The sequence below is a fragment of the Gluconobacter japonicus genome (assembly GCF_015244665.1).
Taxonomy (GTDB): Bacteria; Pseudomonadota; Alphaproteobacteria; order Acetobacterales; family Acetobacteraceae; genus Gluconobacter; species Gluconobacter japonicus.
Genome location: NZ_JABCQN010000002.1, coordinates 35,595 through 51,428, shown reverse-complemented (window position 1 = coordinate 51,428; position 15,834 = coordinate 35,595). Strand labels below are relative to the sequence as shown.

At 56.8% G+C, this 15,834-nt stretch carries 19 protein-coding genes and 1 tRNA gene; 11 read left to right on the top strand and 9 right to left on the bottom strand.

Annotated elements, in window-relative coordinates:
• Window positions 1-347: 347 nt before the first annotated feature.
• From HKD32_RS03655 to HKD32_RS03640, 4 genes are all read left to right on the top strand, one after another.
• The gene (locus HKD32_RS03655) at window positions 348-1,511 is read left to right on the top strand and encodes an aminotransferase (RefSeq protein ID WP_061929109.1); all 1,164 of its coding nucleotides are present in this window, start codon (window positions 348-350) and stop codon (window positions 1,509-1,511) included.
• A gap of 77 nt (window positions 1,512-1,588) precedes the next feature.
• Complete coding sequence (tldD, locus tag HKD32_RS03650; protein ID WP_061929107.1) at window positions 1,589-3,052, top strand: metalloprotease TldD; 1,464 nt, start codon at window positions 1,589-1,591, stop codon at window positions 3,050-3,052.
• A 242-nt stretch (window positions 3,053-3,294) separates the two neighbouring features.
• Window positions 3,295-4,149 (top strand): hypothetical protein, encoded by an 855-nt coding sequence (locus HKD32_RS03645; RefSeq protein ID WP_061929105.1) that lies wholly within the window; start codon window positions 3,295-3,297, stop codon window positions 4,147-4,149.
• A 34-nt stretch (window positions 4,150-4,183) separates the two neighbouring features.
• A complete protein-coding gene (locus HKD32_RS03640) occupies window positions 4,184-4,396 on the top strand; it encodes a hypothetical protein (RefSeq protein WP_023944421.1) in 213 nt (70 codons plus the stop codon).
• Window positions 4,397-4,399: 3 nt separating this feature from the next.
• Here HKD32_RS03640 and HKD32_RS03635 read toward each other — a convergent pair whose 3' ends face one another.
• Complete coding sequence (locus HKD32_RS03635; RefSeq protein WP_010504486.1) at window positions 4,400-4,705, bottom strand: YggT family protein; 306 nt, start codon at window positions 4,703-4,705, stop codon at window positions 4,400-4,402.
• A gap of 143 nt (window positions 4,706-4,848) precedes the next feature.
• On the opposite strand from HKD32_RS03635, the gene HKD32_RS03630 reads away from it, so the two are divergent.
• A tRNA-Ala gene (locus HKD32_RS03630) sits at window positions 4,849-4,924 on the top strand.
• Window positions 4,925-4,982: 58 nt separating this feature from the next.
• Here HKD32_RS03630 and HKD32_RS03625 read toward each other — a convergent pair.
• From HKD32_RS03625 to HKD32_RS03590, 8 genes are all read right to left on the bottom strand, one after another.
• Window positions 4,983-6,635 carry an ArnT family glycosyltransferase gene (locus tag HKD32_RS03625; RefSeq protein WP_010504488.1) on the bottom strand — a complete coding sequence of 551 codons (1,653 nt, stop codon included), beginning with the start codon at window positions 6,633-6,635 and terminating at the stop codon, window positions 4,983-4,985.
• Between the two features lie 76 nt (window positions 6,636-6,711).
• The gene (locus HKD32_RS03620) at window positions 6,712-7,464 is read right to left on the bottom strand and encodes a glycosyltransferase family 2 protein (RefSeq protein WP_194257558.1); all 753 of its coding nucleotides are present in this window, start codon (window positions 7,462-7,464) and stop codon (window positions 6,712-6,714) included.
• 4 nt (window positions 7,465-7,468) lie between these two features.
• Window positions 7,469-7,969: a F0F1 ATP synthase subunit B family protein gene (locus HKD32_RS03615; RefSeq protein WP_023944425.1), complete on the bottom strand. Its 501-nt coding sequence runs from the start codon at window positions 7,967-7,969 to the stop codon at window positions 7,469-7,471.
• Between the two features lie 10 nt (window positions 7,970-7,979).
• Entirely contained in the window at window positions 7,980-8,540 is a 561-nt protein-coding gene (locus tag HKD32_RS03610; RefSeq protein ID WP_061929101.1) for a F0F1 ATP synthase subunit B family protein, read from the bottom strand.
• Window positions 8,541-8,548: 8 nt separating this feature from the next.
• Entirely contained in the window at window positions 8,549-8,773 is a 225-nt protein-coding gene (locus HKD32_RS03605; protein ID WP_010504497.1) for an ATP synthase subunit C family protein, read from the bottom strand.
• Between the two features lie 46 nt (window positions 8,774-8,819).
• Window positions 8,820-9,569, bottom strand: a complete 750-nt coding sequence (locus tag HKD32_RS03600) for a F0F1 ATP synthase subunit A (RefSeq protein ID WP_010504500.1) — start codon at window positions 9,567-9,569, stop codon at window positions 8,820-8,822.
• Complete coding sequence (locus HKD32_RS03595) at window positions 9,547-9,915, bottom strand: AtpZ/AtpI family protein (RefSeq protein ID WP_010504503.1); 369 nt, start codon at window positions 9,913-9,915, stop codon at window positions 9,547-9,549. Before HKD32_RS03595 ends, HKD32_RS03600 begins: the two co-directional genes overlap by 23 nt.
• A 146-nt stretch (window positions 9,916-10,061) precedes the next feature.
• Window positions 10,062-11,576, bottom strand: a complete 1,515-nt coding sequence (locus HKD32_RS03590; RefSeq protein WP_061929099.1) for a TSCPD domain-containing protein — start codon at window positions 11,574-11,576, stop codon at window positions 10,062-10,064.
• Between the two features lie 194 nt (window positions 11,577-11,770).
• Here HKD32_RS03590 and mlaD point away from each other — a divergent pair, with 194 nt between their 5' ends.
• Genes mlaD through HKD32_RS03560 form a run of 6 tightly spaced genes read left to right on the top strand, consistent with a single transcriptional unit; the run spans window position 11,771 to window position 15,831 of the window.
• On the top strand, window positions 11,771-12,319 hold the full coding sequence (gene mlaD / locus HKD32_RS03585) for an outer membrane lipid asymmetry maintenance protein MlaD (RefSeq protein WP_061929143.1): 549 nt from the start codon (window positions 11,771-11,773) through the stop codon (window positions 12,317-12,319).
• Window positions 12,316-12,537 carry a hypothetical protein gene (locus HKD32_RS03580; RefSeq protein WP_010504509.1) on the top strand — a complete coding sequence of 74 codons (222 nt, stop codon included), beginning with the start codon at window positions 12,316-12,318 and terminating at the stop codon, window positions 12,535-12,537. Before mlaD ends, HKD32_RS03580 begins: the two co-directional genes overlap by 4 nt.
• Window positions 12,537-13,217 carry a DUF2155 domain-containing protein gene (locus tag HKD32_RS03575; RefSeq protein WP_228118762.1) on the top strand — a complete coding sequence of 227 codons (681 nt, stop codon included), beginning with the start codon at window positions 12,537-12,539 and terminating at the stop codon, window positions 13,215-13,217. The genes HKD32_RS03580 and HKD32_RS03575 overlap by 1 nt, the downstream gene beginning before the upstream one ends.
• 54 nt (window positions 13,218-13,271) lie before the next feature.
• Window positions 13,272-13,994: a trehalose-phosphatase gene (gene otsB, locus HKD32_RS03570; RefSeq protein WP_010504513.1), complete on the top strand. Its 723-nt coding sequence runs from the start codon at window positions 13,272-13,274 to the stop codon at window positions 13,992-13,994.
• Complete coding sequence (locus tag HKD32_RS03565) at window positions 13,982-15,319, top strand: alpha,alpha-trehalose-phosphate synthase (UDP-forming) (RefSeq protein ID WP_010504515.1); 1,338 nt, start codon at window positions 13,982-13,984, stop codon at window positions 15,317-15,319. Before otsB ends, HKD32_RS03565 begins: the two co-directional genes overlap by 13 nt.
• Window positions 15,316-15,831: a disulfide bond formation protein B gene (locus HKD32_RS03560; protein WP_061929098.1), complete on the top strand. Its 516-nt coding sequence runs from the start codon at window positions 15,316-15,318 to the stop codon at window positions 15,829-15,831. Before HKD32_RS03565 ends, HKD32_RS03560 begins: the two co-directional genes overlap by 4 nt.
• Window positions 15,832-15,834 lie beyond the last annotated feature (3 nt).

Here is a 15,834-nt window from a genome sequence, read left to right as displayed (position 1 = left end):
CGCCTTGCATCGTGTGAACGGCTTCAAAACGATTACGGGACAATTTCCCATCTGTCGAGTACGACACAGCGCTTCATTTTATCATCTTTTGAAGAAAGGAAATGTCCGGAAACGGGGTTTGAACTGATCGGGTATGGCTTTCGGTCGTATAAGGTATGGGAGGAATGTTTCCTGTTCTGTGTTGTCCGATCGGGAAAACTTTATGATTTCCAAGGCAAGTGGGCTTCTATCTGTGTCATCATGGGGCAAGTGTTTAGAGCCGCCCTTCAAGGACGGAATGGCTTTTCACACGACGCTCCTCCTGCAATGGTGAAAATTCCTTTCTGCTCCTGTCAAAGTCCCGGTTCATGAAAACGCCCAATCGCTATCTTTCGTCACTTCCCACAACTGTGTTCACGGTTATGTCCCAGCTTGCGGTCAAGCATGATGCGATCAATCTGGGGCAAGGGTTTCCGGATACGGAGGGGCCTGCGGATATTATCGCGGTTGCCGCCGAGGCTTTGAAGGATAACCGGAACCAGTATGCCCCGTTGACCGGGTTGCCTGAGTTACGGGAAGCAGTTGCAGCGTCTAACCAGCGTTTCTATGGGCTGGAGATTGATCCCGCGACGGAAGTGGTTGTGACGTCTGGTGCGACGGAGGCTCTGGCAGCCTGTTTGATGGCGGTTGTGGAAGCGGGCGATGAAGTGGTCCTGATTGAGCCGCTGTATGACACCTATCTTCCCATGCTGAAGTTGATCGGGGCTGTTCCGAAATGTGTGCGTTTGCAGCCACCGCACTGGGATCTTCCGGAAAAGGAGCTCAGAGCCGCTTTTGGTCCGAAGACCAAAGCGATGATTCTGAACTCTCCCATGAATCCGGCTGGGAAGGTCTTTTCGCGGGCAGAGCTGGATCTGATTGCCGAACTGGTTCGAGACCATGATGCGTATGTGGTTTGCGATGAGGTGTATGAGCACCTGACGTTCCACGTGAAACATATTCCGTTGATGACGCTGCCGGACATGCGCGAACGATGCATGAGAATTGGCAGTGCGGGGAAGAGTTTCTCTCTGACGGGGTGGAAGGTCGGGTATGTGACTGCTTCCGCTGCGTTAGCGTCTGTGATTGCGAAGGCGCATCAGGTGATGGTTTTTGCCACGGCTCCTAATCTTCAGCGGGCGGTGGCTCATGGTCTGAACAAGGACGATGAGTATTATCAAGGTCTGTCAGCTGATCTGGAACTGCGCCGGGATCTGTTGCGGAATGGTTTGCATCGTCTGGGATTTGAGACGTTGCCTGCTGATGGAAGTTATTTCATCGTGGCAGACATTACGGGCCATGCGCAGGGGCGAACGGATGTAGAGTTTGCAAAATGGCTGGTTGAGCAGGCCGGTGTTGCGACCATCCCTGTTTCTGCGTTCTACGATCCTGACGGTCCGGCTGCTCCGCAAAACTTGATCCGCTTTGCGTTCTGCAAGAAGCCTGAAATCCTTGAAGAAGCGCTTTGCAGACTGGAAAAGGCTCTGTCCTGAGCCTGCCCTCTTCTCTTCAGCCTCTCGCACACTATCTCTGAACCTCGTTTCGCCCTCTCAGCCAGGAGATCAAGACCATGTCCATTGCCGCAGAAGCGCTGGGGGCTCTTGCCACAACGGATGCCCTGTTTTTCGACCGCCCTGGATCCCGACTGACGCGGGATGGCGCGGAGGCTCTGGTCGCGCAGGGGCTGGAAGGCGTGGATGATGGGGAGCTGTTTCTTGAATATCGCGAGAACGAAGGCATCTCTTTGGATGATGGTACGATCCGGTCTGCCAGCTTCACGACGTCTTCCGGGTTTGGTTTGCGCGCGGTTCTCGGGACCGAAACGGCTTTTGCTCATTCGGACGAAATGAGTGAGGAGGCTCTTGCGCGTGCGGTGAGCACGGTTGGGGCTGTGCGACAAGGGCGTAGTGGCATTATGGCGCCCGGACCACGCGCTACAAACCAGCGGCTTTATGCTGATGCCAGACCTCTGGAAGGCACGGATTTTGCGGCGCGGGCGGCGGTTCTCGGCGAGATTGATACATATGCGCGAGCACTGGATTCGCGTGTTGTGCAGGTGAGCGCCAGTCTGAGTTCCGAGTGGCAGGCTGTGCAGATCATGCGTCGGGCCGATGCTGGTGGCCGGGTTGCTGATCTGCGGCCGCTGGTGCGTCTGAACGTGTCGGTTGTTGTGGAAAAAGATGGTCGCCGTGAGAGTGGTGGGCATGGGCAGGGCGGTCGATACGAGCTGTCGCGGCTTTTGGATGCCGGAACATGGAAAGCCGCTGTAAATGAGGCGCTGAGGCAGGCGCTTCTGAACCTGGATGCGGCTCCTGCACCAGCTGGTGAAATGGACGTGGTTCTTGGTCCGGGCTGGCCAGGTATTCTGCTTCATGAGGCTGTGGGTCATGGGTTGGAAGGGGATTTCAACCGCAAAGGGACATCGTCGTTTACGGGGATGGTCGGAAAGCGTGTGGCTTCGCCGGGCGTGACGGTTATTGATGATGGCACGTTGCCGGAACGTCGTGGGTCGCTGAGCATTGATGATGAGGGAACGCCGACGGGTCGCACGGTTCTGATCGAGGACGGTATTCTGACGGGGTATTTGCAGGACCGTTTGAATGCACGCCTGATGGGTGTGTCTCCGACCGGGAATGGTCGGCGGGAGTCTTATGCCCATGCGCCGATACCCCGGATGACGAATACCGTCATGCTGGAAGGGAGCGCGACTACGGAAGAGATGATCCGCTCAACGAAGCGGGGTCTGTATGCGGTCAATTTTGGCGGTGGTCAGGTTGATATTACGTCCGGGAAGTTCGTTTTCGCGGCGTCAGAGGCGTATCTGATTGAGGATGGAAAGGTGACGCGGCCTGTGAAGGGCGCCACTCTGATTGGTAACGGCGCAGATGCCATGAACCAGATTTCCATGATTGGGTCTGATATGACGCTTGATCCCGGGATCGGGACCTGTGGAAAGGCCGGACAGGGTGTGCCGGTTGGCGTGGGGCAACCGACGCTGAAACTCTCGGGTTTGACGGTTGGTGGGACAGCCTGAGGTTTCTGAATTTCCGGATTTCAAAAATATGAAGGCACGAAGGGTTGGTTGAGAGTTGAGGTGTGTCGAAAGTTGCGTATGGTGGAGGTAGTTTGTTCCATCGACCAACATAATGGTGCTTCGACATCAATATTCGTACTTTCTCCTTCCTTTTTGCTGTTTTCTGTTGTTTGGAGAGTTTGTCAGTTTCAAGGGCTTTTTCGGCTTCTCAGACTGTTCCTGAGCAATGGTATACGGGATCTTTGTTTTCACCCTCTCCAGCAGAAACAAAAGCTGGTGCTCTTGCTGTTGAACCGTATTTTCAGGGGGCCATCCCTTCGGGGCGGTTCGATGCGCAGGGAGAAATCCGGCCTGTCACAGCTCAGAGGTCAGTGTCTCAATACACATTGATCAAATATGGTCTGACGGATCGGCTTTCGATCTATTCGTTACCGACATTTTCCTATGGATGGGGAAAAGGTCAGAGCAGTACGGGCGTAAAGTTCAATGATCTGCCAATTGAACTTCATTATAATATTCTGACAGCGCGTCCGGCACGGTATCGGCCCTCGGTGACGGCTTATCTGGGATTTATTGCTCCTACGGGGAATTATTCTGGTTTGTCGCAGTCTCAAAATGGTGTGGGGCAGGGTGTCTGGTTTTTGCGCTTCGGGTTCCAAAGCCAGTCTGTCTATCGGCTTATGGGGCACGTTGCACGGTTACGGATTTGGGCTGTGGGGCGGCAGCCTCTCACAACGGCTCATTTACACGATATAACCAGCTACGGAACATCGACTGGCTTTTTGGGAACTGCCCACCCCGGGACGTTTGGTAACGAAGGGGCGTCTTTCGAATATGGCCTGACAAAAAGCTGGGTGATGTCTCTGGATCTTTATGGCACTTGGGCTGGCTCGACTGAACTGACTGGAAAATACCGTAAAACCTCACAGGTGGTGCATACGCGGTCGTCCTGGTCAGGCTCTTACAACCTTGGTCCAGCAATGGAGTATAACTGGAGCCCGACCATGGGTTTTATTGGCGGGGTTATCGTCCCATTTACAGGGCATAATGCGTCTAGAGCCATCATGCCGGAAGTTGCCGTTAATATGGTCTTCTAGACTTGGAATGTCTGATTGAAGAAGGGCTATTGTTATGGGGCATAATTATGCCAAGCCGCTCACCAGCCAGGTGCGTCTGGAGCGCGTTCTCAGTCGTTTGCCTGAGGATTGGTCGGTGCGGATCGAACGGGACGCAGGGCAGGGATGGCGTGTCTGGATGCAACCTCCTGCCCATGATGGGCAGTGGAGTGAACCGCACGACGTTCTTGCCGATGCAATGGAAGAAGTGTGGCGCGCGGTGAGGTAGGGTTCAGAAGGCCGGGTGATAGATCAGCATTGCGAAGACACGGTTCACAAGTGGATAGACAAGGAACTGGATCAGCAGCAACAGGATCATTGGGGCGAAATCCATGCCACCCGTACTGGGCAGGATGTTCCTGATAGGAGAGAGCAGAGGTTCGACAACGCGGGCCAGTGTGTTGAACAGCGAATAGAAAAACCGGTTACGGATATCCAGAACGCCAAAGCCCAGAAGCATGGACAGGATACAGTAAGCCAGAAGGGCCCAGACGAAGGCCTGAATGATCATCAGGATAATGGCGTGCAGGGCAAGCATGCTGAAAACCTCGTCGGCAGTCGCGAAAGACCCGACAGCAGTCGGGCAGAAGCGGGTTTTGTATCTGTCTCTCGGGGAGAGGACAACTCTCTCCCCGAATGCTTGACAGAAACACTCTCTGTCAGAACTATCACAAACACCATGGGGCTGTAGCTCAGTTGGGAGAGCGCCTCGTTCGCAATGAGGAGGTCAGGGGTTCGATTCCCCTCAGCTCCACCATGGTGTTTTCTTTAACGGCGGGATGTTTGTGCACTTGGTGCGGGTATACTTGTGTAGGTCAATCCGGGGCGAAGAGGCCCAGATCGAGGTGATGGCCGTTTGAGTAGTTCAGGCCTTTGACGCGCCCATATTCGACGACGCTCATTCCGGTTTTTCCCAGCGCATTTTTGAAAATAGTCTCGTCTTTTCGATCAACAAGCGCGAGCGTGCATTTTGGATTTTTTTGCAAGTAAAGAGCCGCTGCTTCAGGGCCGAGCAACTGGGTTTGTTCACCTGCAAGAAAAACCAGACTTGGCTCGGAGTAAGACGTGGAAACCAGCACGCTTTGGTCACAGGGTTTAACGTCTTCGAAAAGGGCGGCTACCCGTGGGGCCAGACGGATTGTCTGCAGGTTGGGGATTACAGCCAGGAAAAGACCTGCCTGTGCAATGACTGCGGCGCCCATTGCACAGAAGGCGGCCTGTTGCCGATGTTGGCTCAGCAGCAGAAAAATTGCGGCTCCCATCAAGGGCAGTGTGCCGCAGAGAGCTAGGCCTTCACGCAGGGAAAAGACGTGCTCCATCTTGTAAAGCAGGATCGTTCCGGTAACGCAGAAGGCTATTCCAATAATAGCCCAGAGAGTGCCGTATAGTCCTAAAGCGGCCTTGCCCCATCGAGACAATGTGGGGACTGACCAGACGGTCAGGGATGCTGCGGTCAGAATGGCAATGGCTGGATAGGTGGGTAGAACATAATGCGGTAGTTTTGTTGCGATGAGTTCGAATACGACCCAGTGGGGAATAATCCAACTCAACAGAAAACGGACTTGTGGAAGTTTTCTGTTTTTCCAGATGGCGGGTAGGGCCAGAGCTGCGAAGAGCGATCCGGGCCAGAAAGCCAGTGCAAACACGACAAGATGGAAGCCGGGAGGAAGTCCGTGTGCTTCTTGGCCGTGCGCGACTTTACCCAAGAAGTTTCGGCCGATGGCGCGTGAGAAAAATTCACCATGGCTGACGACGTCAATTGCGATGCACCAGGGAACGACCACGGCGAGCATGAGGAGCCAGCCCCAGTGGGGGCGGAGGCGGGACCACCATGTTTTGTCTCGCTCCACGGCCCAGAGCGCTAGAGGAGTGCCGAAGCCGGGAATGAGAACGACTGGCCCTTTGAGCATAAGTCCTGCGCCTAGAGCCAACCAGTAACCGCAGGCAACCAGAACCGGAGTGGGAATATTTTTCTGGCGATCGAGGAAAGCTCGCAGAAGCATCGCTTCAAAGCACAGGACATCGAGCAGCAGGACAGTGTCGATCGTCGCCATATGGCTCTCGGCAACGAAAAGCGTTGAGACCATCAGGAGGCCAGCAGCCATCAGGCCCGTAGTTGCGCCAAACAGGACCGTTCCCATCCAGGCAGTGAGTGGAACAATGAGTGTGGCTGCGAGAAGGCTTGGAATACGGTAGGGCCACGTTTTTCTGAGAACGTCTGGGCCCAGAAATGTTTTGGCGATTTGTGCTGAAGAGGCTTCAAGCCAGTAGATGCCTGCTGGCTGAAGGTAGCGGGGTTTATCCTGAAAACGGACATCCACGAAATTACCGGAGGTCAGCATTTGCTCCGAGGCTTCCATGTATCTCGGCTCGTCGCGATCAAGCGGAGGAAGCGTCATGCGTCCTGACAGAGCAAGCAGGAAGGTGACCAGCCCAAGGAGGGCATAGTGCCGGAATGTCAGTTTCATGGTGAGGCTCCGTTCCGGTCCATCACGGAATGGTGGACGGAGACGGACCAAAAGACCATCCCCGATCGTGGATGGATCAGTGTTCGGTCAGATGATCGGGCAGGTGGGTACGGTTCTGCAGCCACATGACACCCAGCAGATCGCGGATACCAACAAGGGCCCGATTGAAATTGGTATATTTGGATGAACCGTGCAGTCGCGCACGATGCTGGACCTCATGGCAGATCAGCGGTGCACCGTAGTGCCTGAGCAGGGCTGGCAGGAAGCGATGGACACCCTCGAACTGCGGAATACGCAGGAACATCTCACGAGAGAAAAGCTTGAGGGGTGCGCCGGTATCCGGGCAGCCATCGTTCAGAAGTCTGCGTCGCAGGCCGTTTGCCAGTTTTGTGGCGACGCGGCGCGACAATCTGTCGTTCCGCTTGCGGCGTACGCCGACAACAAGCGGAGGTTGAGTGTTGGCTGTGCGGGCCAGTTCCAGCATCCGGATAATGGAAGACGGATCGTCCTGCCCATCACCATCGATGGTGGCCATCCATTCCCCATGGGCCGCGGTTGCGCCTGTTCTCAGGGCTGCGGATTTTCCAAGGCGTCGTGGGTGGCTGATAATTCTGAGATTTGGAAGATACTGTTGCCGGGCTTCGAGAAGCTTCTGAACGGTGGCGTCTGTGCTACCATCATCAACAACGACAATTTCAGTATTTTCCGGAAGGCGGTCAAGAACTTCTGCGAGTTCCTGACACACCGGGAGTATATTCTCCGCCTCGTTCAATACCGCCATGACAATCGAAAGAGTCACGGGGGCCTGCGATGGGCGGAGGGCAGTCATAGGCTCAGGCCGCGGAACGGCGGAGAGCTTCCGGAAGGTTCTGAATGCTCTGCTCAATCAACTGGGCAGCAACGTCCGGGCTTTCGGAAAGACGGGAAGCCACAACGTCGCGTGCTGCGGAAATTGCGATTGCCGTCGCACGTTCCTGAACTTCGCGAATGGCAGCACGTTCGGCGGCTTCAATGCGATCGTGAGCCATCTTCTCGTAACGAGCAGCTGCTGCTTCTGCTTCGTGACGGGCGCGTTCTGCAAGAGCAGCTGCTTCCGTCTCAGAGCGGGCGATCATGGCCTGCGTTTCAGCAAGCGTCTTCTCGCGTTCGCGGGTGGCATCTTCCAGCATCTGTTCGGCTTCACGACGAAGGCGTGCTGCTTCGTCAAGATCACGACGGACGCCCTCGGCGCGGGCATCGAGATGACTGGTGATCACGGTCCAGAGTTTGCGACCAAAGATCACAAAGAACAGGACAAAAGCCAGGGCGGTCCAGAAACGGGGTTCGTGGAACATCGTCGTCTCCTTAAGCGCTGACGCGTTTGACGGCGCTGGCGATAGTCTGCTCGTCCTGGTCCCCGATCAGGCGGGAAACGAGGTTCTGGGCGGTACCGGTAGCGATTGCGGGCAGGCTGGACAAAGCCTGTTCGCGGGACTGGGCGATCCGTGCTTCGGCGTTCGCGACGTCAGCTTCGAGACGCTTTGCGGTTTCCCGTGCGTGCGCTTCGGCGCTGAGGCGAGCCTCGTTCTGGATGCGCTCTACATTGGCCCGGGCCTGTGCGGCCGCTTCATGGCGGGTGCTCAGAAGTTCGGCGCTTGCACGGTCGGACTCTGCTTTCGCACGGCGGGCAATATCGAGATCATTCTGGATGCGGGTGCGTCGGTTGGACAGCACGCGCTCGATCCGCGGCAGAGCGGAGCGGCTGAGGACAATGTAGAAGCCGGCAAAGATGACGGCTCCCCAGACGACCTGTCCGATCAGCAGCGGATCATGGACGTTCAGCTGGGGCATGCCCGCAGCCACAGCTCGGCCCGGCACAGCCGCCAGCGGAGCGGCGAACAGGAAAAGACGTGGCGTGCGGTGCATGTTCGACCTCAGGCGAACAGGATCAGGAAGGCGATCAGCAGCGCGAACAGAGCAACAGCTTCCGTCAGAGCGAAGCCGAGCATGCCGAGGCCGAAAACGTGCGGGCGGGAAGCCGGGTTGCGAGCAATGGAGCTCACAAGCGTCGAGAAGATGTTGCCGAGGCCGATGCCGACGCCTGCGAGGGCGATTACTGCGATACCGGCGCCGATTTCACGAGCGGCTAGAACGTCCATGGTCAGGTTCCTTTAGGGTCGATACAGGGGTTGTGCCAAACCGCGCTCAGTGAGCGACGGCCTCGCGCAGATAGATGCAGGTGAGGATGGCGAAAACGTATGCCTGAAGCACACCCACCAGCAATTCCAGAGCCGTCAGCGCAATGTTGATCGCGATCGGGGCAACGGCCAGAATATGACCGAAGAAGCCCAGACCGGCGAGCATGATTGTGAAGCCGGCAAACACCTCGAGCAGAACGTGACCGGCCACCATATTGGCGAACAGACGGATCGACAGGCTGACGGGGCGAGAAAGAAAAGACAGGATCTCGATCGGCACGAGCAGCGGTGACAGCCATACAGGGGCGCCGGCCGGCATGAAGTGCTTGAAAAAGCCCAGGCCCTGAAAACGCAGGGAAGCCAGGATCGAGATCAGGAATACCGTGACGGCCAGCGCAAGTGTGACTGCGATATGGCTCGTGTAGGTAAAGGAGAAGGGGAGAAGGCCGAGGTAGTTACCGGCCAGAATGAAGAAGAACAGAGCGAACACGAATGGGAAGAAAGCTGCGCCCTCTTCGCCCATTGTGCCGATGGCGAGGTCGTGAATGAAGTCATAGCCGATTTCGGCTGCGGCCTGGAGACGACCGGGAACGACGGAGGCCGGGCGCATTCCGATGAAGAGGAATGCGAGCACCAGCACAACGGCGATCAGCATGAACAGTGGAGACTGTGAGAACCGCAAAGCTTCGCCCAGAGATCCGAGAACCGGATGGAGCTCGAACTGTCCGAGCGCGTCAATCGTCGATCCGGCTGCCACGCTGGCTTCTCCCGTCATCTTTTGGCTCGGGTACCATGCCCGGCCCATTCAACACTCGCCAGACATTCATCATGCCGGCACCAAAACCCAGCAGGGCAAAAAGCAGCAGGAACAAGACCCTGTAACCCAGCCAGCGGTCAAGAGCGTAACCTAACGCCACTCCAACCGCCAGACCGGCAACAAGCTCGGTTCCAACCCGGATCGCAACACCGAAAGACGCATAAGTTGATGTGTCTTCGTCGGTGGACTTTGTGGAAAACTCTTCCGCCCGAGGGTCAAGCTTCTTCCTTGCGCGCTTCAGGCGCTCATCGAAAGAACCGTTCTCATCGGAAGGGGCGTCTGCCACGCTGTCTGATCCCTTACCCTGTGCGCATCCTTCTCACCCGGGCAAAATATCCGGATTCCTTCTCAACGCAGGCGCTAGCTACCGACGAGTCCGCGGGCTGTCAATGTATTCCAGCCACGCGAAGGCCTGTAGACGCCATTTCTTCATCAACTTACCAGTCTGAGCCGTCGCCCGCGTGGGCTATCGCCTGAAGAGTGATCGAATGGCAGCATGGGAGACGGATCTTCCGAGCTGGGTTCAATCTGGGGAGCGTCAGGCATATGCTGTCCGAGATAGGCTTCGGACAATGTGCGGAAGGCGTAGTCGAGCATGGATGAGGCGTAAGCCGCACCTGGATCGCCCTCGACCGTTCCGGCAGGACCGAAGCGCGTATAGGCGAATCGCTCCACAAAAGCTTCAAGGGGCGCGCCGAATTGCAGGCCAATGCTGACGGCCTGACCCAAGCAGTCCATGAGGCCGCGGGCCATGGGACTTTCGCGGGTTGGGATAATGCTGATTTCTCCCAGCGTGCCGTCTTCAAACTCACTTGTGCGCATGAACAGGTTGTGTCCGCCAATGGCGGTTCTTTGTGTAAACCCTGTCTGCCGCATGGGGAGTGGTCGACGCACGCCGCGCTCCAGCTTTGCCCTGAGGTTGGCAAGTTCCGGTTCGGGTAGTTCTGGTAGAAAATCGACGGATTTTTCCAGAAAGCGGTGCATCGCAGCGTGAGCTTCCGGGCGTGTTGGTGGCAAAGGGGTTTCGCCAGCCAGAGCAAGAGCCAGGGCGGATTCCGGGGTCAATCCGCGATGCGCGAGGCGCGCAAGGGTTGATGCACGGAGGTGACCGTCATCCCGTAGTGGGGAGAAAACAGGAGCCAGTCCGCAGGCTTCCACACCAAGAAGTGCATCTACGGCGCCGGGAGCGGAAAATCCTGTTTCAATCGGGGACAGGTGACGCCCTTCCTGGGTTGCGCAGGCTTGTGCGGCCAGTCCTCGAAGATCGGGAAGGGCCTTGCATTCCGGAATGGAGGGCAAGGGGAGGTCTGTGCCCGCGCGGGCTATGCTTGTAGCGAGGGCGGCAATGGCCTTTGCGGCATTGCGTCCGTCTTCGCTGTCATAATCCAGCCCCATGGAAGCCAGGCAGGCATCCAGATCCGTGAGAAGAAGAAGGCCAGCGGATTCTTCTGAGGGATTGACTGGCAGGTCGAATAGCGGAAGTTCGCCGGTGCGTTCGATCCGTGTGGTTGCGTGTAGTCGACGCAGGGAATCACAGGCCAGCTTGAGACAGGCGACAAAATGTTCGGGCGCGAAGCCATCATCCTGCACGAATCCGGATAGGCGAACGATAAAGCCGGGCATTTCGTCGGTATGGCGTTCCCAAAGGGCAATATTGGGAGCCAGTTGTCGCATAAGAAGAAGACATGACAGGCTGCGACCCGGTGATGGGGTGTTGGCTGGTGTGCCCGGGAGTGGTGGGCAGGCGTCAATCATGTCAACCCAGCGTGCAGCCTCCGTTGAAAGACGGAGAGGACCACCACTTTGTGTGATCTGGGTCAGAGCCTGGGCGGCATCATCCTCCCAGGCAGCCGGAAGGGTGACGGAGCGCGTGGCGCTGTCGTCCGGATCGGTCGTGACCCGAAGCGTTCGCATCCGAACGCCGGTCCAGTGAAGACGGGCTGTCATGCTGCGAATCTACGCTTCGTCTCTGCGGCTCGGAAGCCGGAAAACAAGCCATTTTGCCGTGTTAATGGGTGGGAACATGGGGATATGGGGGATAACATTTTCAGAGGGGGATGATCTCTGTTTCTCAAGGGAGGGTTGGACGGACGCCACGGAGTCCGCTAGTGCAGGAAAATGATTTTTTCGAAGGTGACGTCATGAGCGCAGCCATGGGAACAGCGCGTCCTGCCGCTCGTCAGGACCGGCTGGAACTGCTTGCCGGACTGCTGGTGCTGGTTTTTCTGGCCGGAATGCTTGTTCTGGCCATGCTGGGGCATCATCAGAGCAATGATGGGGGCTACCAGGTCCATGCGTCTTTCAGCCAGATTGATGGTCTGAATGTCGGTTCGGATGTCCGTCTTGCGGGTATTACGGTTGGGCATGTGACGTCGGAAGTGGTTGATCCGAAGACTTTTCAGGCGAAGGTGACGTTCACGTTGTCGCCTGATGTGAAGCTGCCGACGGATTCAGCTGCGATCGTTACGTCTGATAGCCTTCTGGGCGGCAAATATATTGCGCTGTCTCCTGGGGGCGCCGATGCAACGGTTAAGGCTGGTGGTGCTCTGACGGAGACGCAGGGGTCCATCAGTCTGGAACAGCTTCTGAGCAAGTTCATTTTTTCCGTGACGGATACGCTCCAGAAGGCCCAGAAGACGCAGGGTGCTCAAATGCAGAAGCCTGCTGGCAGCTTGTCGGACGAGCCGTGACATCGGCTGATTTCCCTTGGCTGGATCACGATGGGCAGCCGGTGGCCTGTGTTGAGAAGGTGCGCGTGCTGCGGGAAAATGATTCCGAGCTTCGGCAGGCTCTTCAGGATGCATTTGAGGATGGAATTCTGATGGGCGTTTCGCCTGAGGCGATGCGTCGGTCCTTTACGGCGATGCTGGCAGATCTTGTGGATCCGACTGCCAAGGGAAAAGAGTGATGATGGTTAAGCGTTCTTTTTCTGTTGGTATGGTGCTTCTGATGGTTGGCGCATCATCATGGGCTCAGGCTGCAGTTGGGGTTGCACCTCCGGCAATGTATCCGGCTGATCTTTGGCAGGGTCGTACACAGGCAGTTATTCGTGTTCTGAACCGTCTGGACGCACATATCGAGACGTTGACTGTTCCGGTCGGCGGGACTGCGACTTACGGGACGCTTTCCGTGGCTGTTGAAGCCTGTGTCAGTCGGCCTGAGACGCTTCCGGCGGATGCGGGTGTTCTTTTGCATCTTCGTGACACGGGAGATTCTGCGCGTGCGCCGTTCGATGGGTGGATGCTGCAGAATGAACCGTCTGTCGCGACTTATGGCAGCCCCCTGTATGATGTGCGTGTTGTGTCCTGCGCTGGAGACAAGGTTGCGCCGGATGCGGGCCCATTGCCGGCCATAAAAACGCCGCAACTCACTGACACAAATGCACCAGAGGAAGAAGGAGGGGATGATCAGTCTCATTCCCCGCCGTCCTCTGAAGGGGGGCCGGTGCCTTTGGCTCCGGATACGCATTCCCCCATTCCTCTCGCACCTCCAAGCGGTGGGGCACAGTCTCTTGTGCCGTCTGCGCCGCAGACTCCGCCTTCCGGGCAACCGTTGCCCCCTCCTGAGGCTGATCCCGGTCTCGAGTAAAGGGAGAGTGGCGGAGCGGGGATAATCCTGACACTGGAAAGAGATAACTGACTCATGATCCAGGTTCCTTTTCCGCCTTCCAAGGCAGCGCTGCTGCTGGACTTCGATGGAACGCTTGTTGATATCGCTCCGACACCTGAAAGCGTTATTGTTCCTGCTGGTTTGACGGAAGATCTGCTTCGGCTGAAAGATCTTCTGGGTGGGGCTCTGGCGATCGTGACAGGGCGGCCGATTGCGCAGATCGATCATTTCCTTCCCGGAATTCCGTATGCTGTTGCAGGTGAACATGGTGTCGCTATGCGCAAGTCACCGATGCACGATGTTGATCATCGGGTTCTGCCTGCTGTACCAGCGGACTGGCTGGGCGGAGCGGAAGACATTGTGGCGCGATATCCAGGTGCCAGTGTTGAGCGCAAAAGAGCAGGGATGGTTCTGCATTATCGGCAGAATCAGGATGCGGAACCGGCCTTTCGGTCTCTGGTTGGTGATTGGGCGGCTGAGCCGAATGGTTTTCGGCTTCAGGATGCGCACATGGCCATCGAGTTGCGTCCGTTGGGGGTGGATAAGGGCGGAGCAGTCCGTGAACTGATGGCTGAAAATCCTTTTCAGGGCCGGTTGCCACTCTTTGTCGGTGATGACGTTACAGACATGGATGGAGTGAGGGCTGCCCGCCAGATGGGGGGGGATGGCTGGCTCATTCCTGATGATTTTCCTGATGCAGCTACATTCCGCCGGTGGCTGCATGATTTGTCGGAGGGACATGGATGGGGCGCCTGATTGTTGTTTCCAATCGTACACCAGCGCCCGGAGAGCGGACGCAGCCTGCCGGGGGGCTGACTGTCGGGCTGTATGATGCTGTTCAGACACGTGACAGTTTGTGGTTCGGGTGGTCTGGTGAGCAGGCTGACGATGCGATGGAGCATCCTGTTACGGAAGAGCGTGTTGGGAATGTGACATACGCCACATTCGATATGACGCCACGGCAGTATGACCGGTTCTATCTGAACTTCTCGAATGGTGTTCTCTGGCCACTCTGTCATTACCGAACACAGCTCATGCGTTATACGCGTGAGGATTGTGAGGCGTATTACGAAGCCAATGCCGTATTCGCAGATCGTCTTGTGCCGCTTCTTAAAGAAGACGATACGATCTGGATTCACGATTATCATCTCTTTCCGCTGGGGCAGATGTTGAGAGATCGTGGCGTTACGGGGCGGATTGGTTTTTTTCTGCACATTCCGTTTCCGCCCTGGAGTGTGGCGCGTCTTCTTCCGCAGTTGAAGAGATTGCTGGAAGGGCTTGCGGGGTGCGACAAGATTGGGGTTCAGACCCCTGAGGATGCTCAGAATTTGCGGGGGTGTTTTGAGGCGTCAGGTCTGACAGCAGATGTTGAGGCTGTGCCGATCGGGATTGATCCGATCCGGTTCAGGCAGCAGGCGATTGAGAGTGCCGCAGCAGAAGAGGTTGAACAGATTGTCGACAGTCTTGTTGGCAAGCGTCTGATTATCGGTGTGGACCGTCTGGATTATTCCAAGGGTCTTCCGGAGCGGATGCGTGGCTATGAAATGCTGTTGAAGAATTATCCGGAGTATCGTGGAAAGGTCACGTTTCTTCAGATTACGCCGGTCTCACGCACAGGTGTCGAAAGCTATCGGCTACTCAAGGAAGAGCTGGATGGGTTGGTCGGGACGATCAACGGCGCTTATGGCACGCCGGATTGGGTTCCGATCCGGTATACGACCTGGCCGATTTCCCGGAATGTTCTGGCGGGGCTCTATCGGGTCTCGGATGTCGGGTATATTACGCCGCTGCGCGATGGTATGAATCTGGTCGCCAAGGAGTTTGTGGCGGCGCAGGATTCCAAGGATCCTGGTGTTCTTGTGCTGTCTCGTTTTGCGGGAGCTGCGCCTGAAATGCCAGAAGCGTTGCAGGTGAACCCTTTGGATGCCGAGGGGATGGCAGATGCGCTTCATGCGGCACTGACCATGGACGTGGAGACCCGTCATGAGGCATGGTCCGCGCTCTATGGCGAAGTGTCCCGCAATACGGCGGGAAGCTGGGCCAAACAGTTTCTTGATAGCCTGGAGGCTTCCCGACCATGACCCTGACTGGAACGAAACAGCCCGATATGACCAGGATTCTGGGAGGGTTGTTCGTTCTGGCTGGTCTGGCTGCTTTGGGGACCGCTTGGTTTGCAGAGCACAGGCTTTTGCTTGCGCCCTGTGAGCTTTGCCTTTGGGAGCGTCGGCCATGGCGTGTTCTGATTGCGATTGGGGTTCTGACTCTTGCCGTGCCGCGGCGTTATGCGCGCTATTCGGTGTTGGTCGGGCTGGTGTGTGTGGCGGTCAGTATTGGTTTGGCGGTTTTACACGCTGGTGTGGAACACAAATTCTGGCCGAGTCCGGCTCCTGAATGTCGTGCGCCAGTTTTCCATGGGGGAAGCTTCAAAGACTGGATGGCGTCCATGCCATCGCGCCCGAACAAGCCTTGTGATTCCCCGGATTATCTGTTCGGCCTTCCTGTTTCCATGACGGAACTGGGGGGGCTGTATGCTGTCGCCGTTTTTGTGCTGGGTAGCCTCGGCACCGTACGGTTGTTCCGGTCCCGAGGCTGAAGT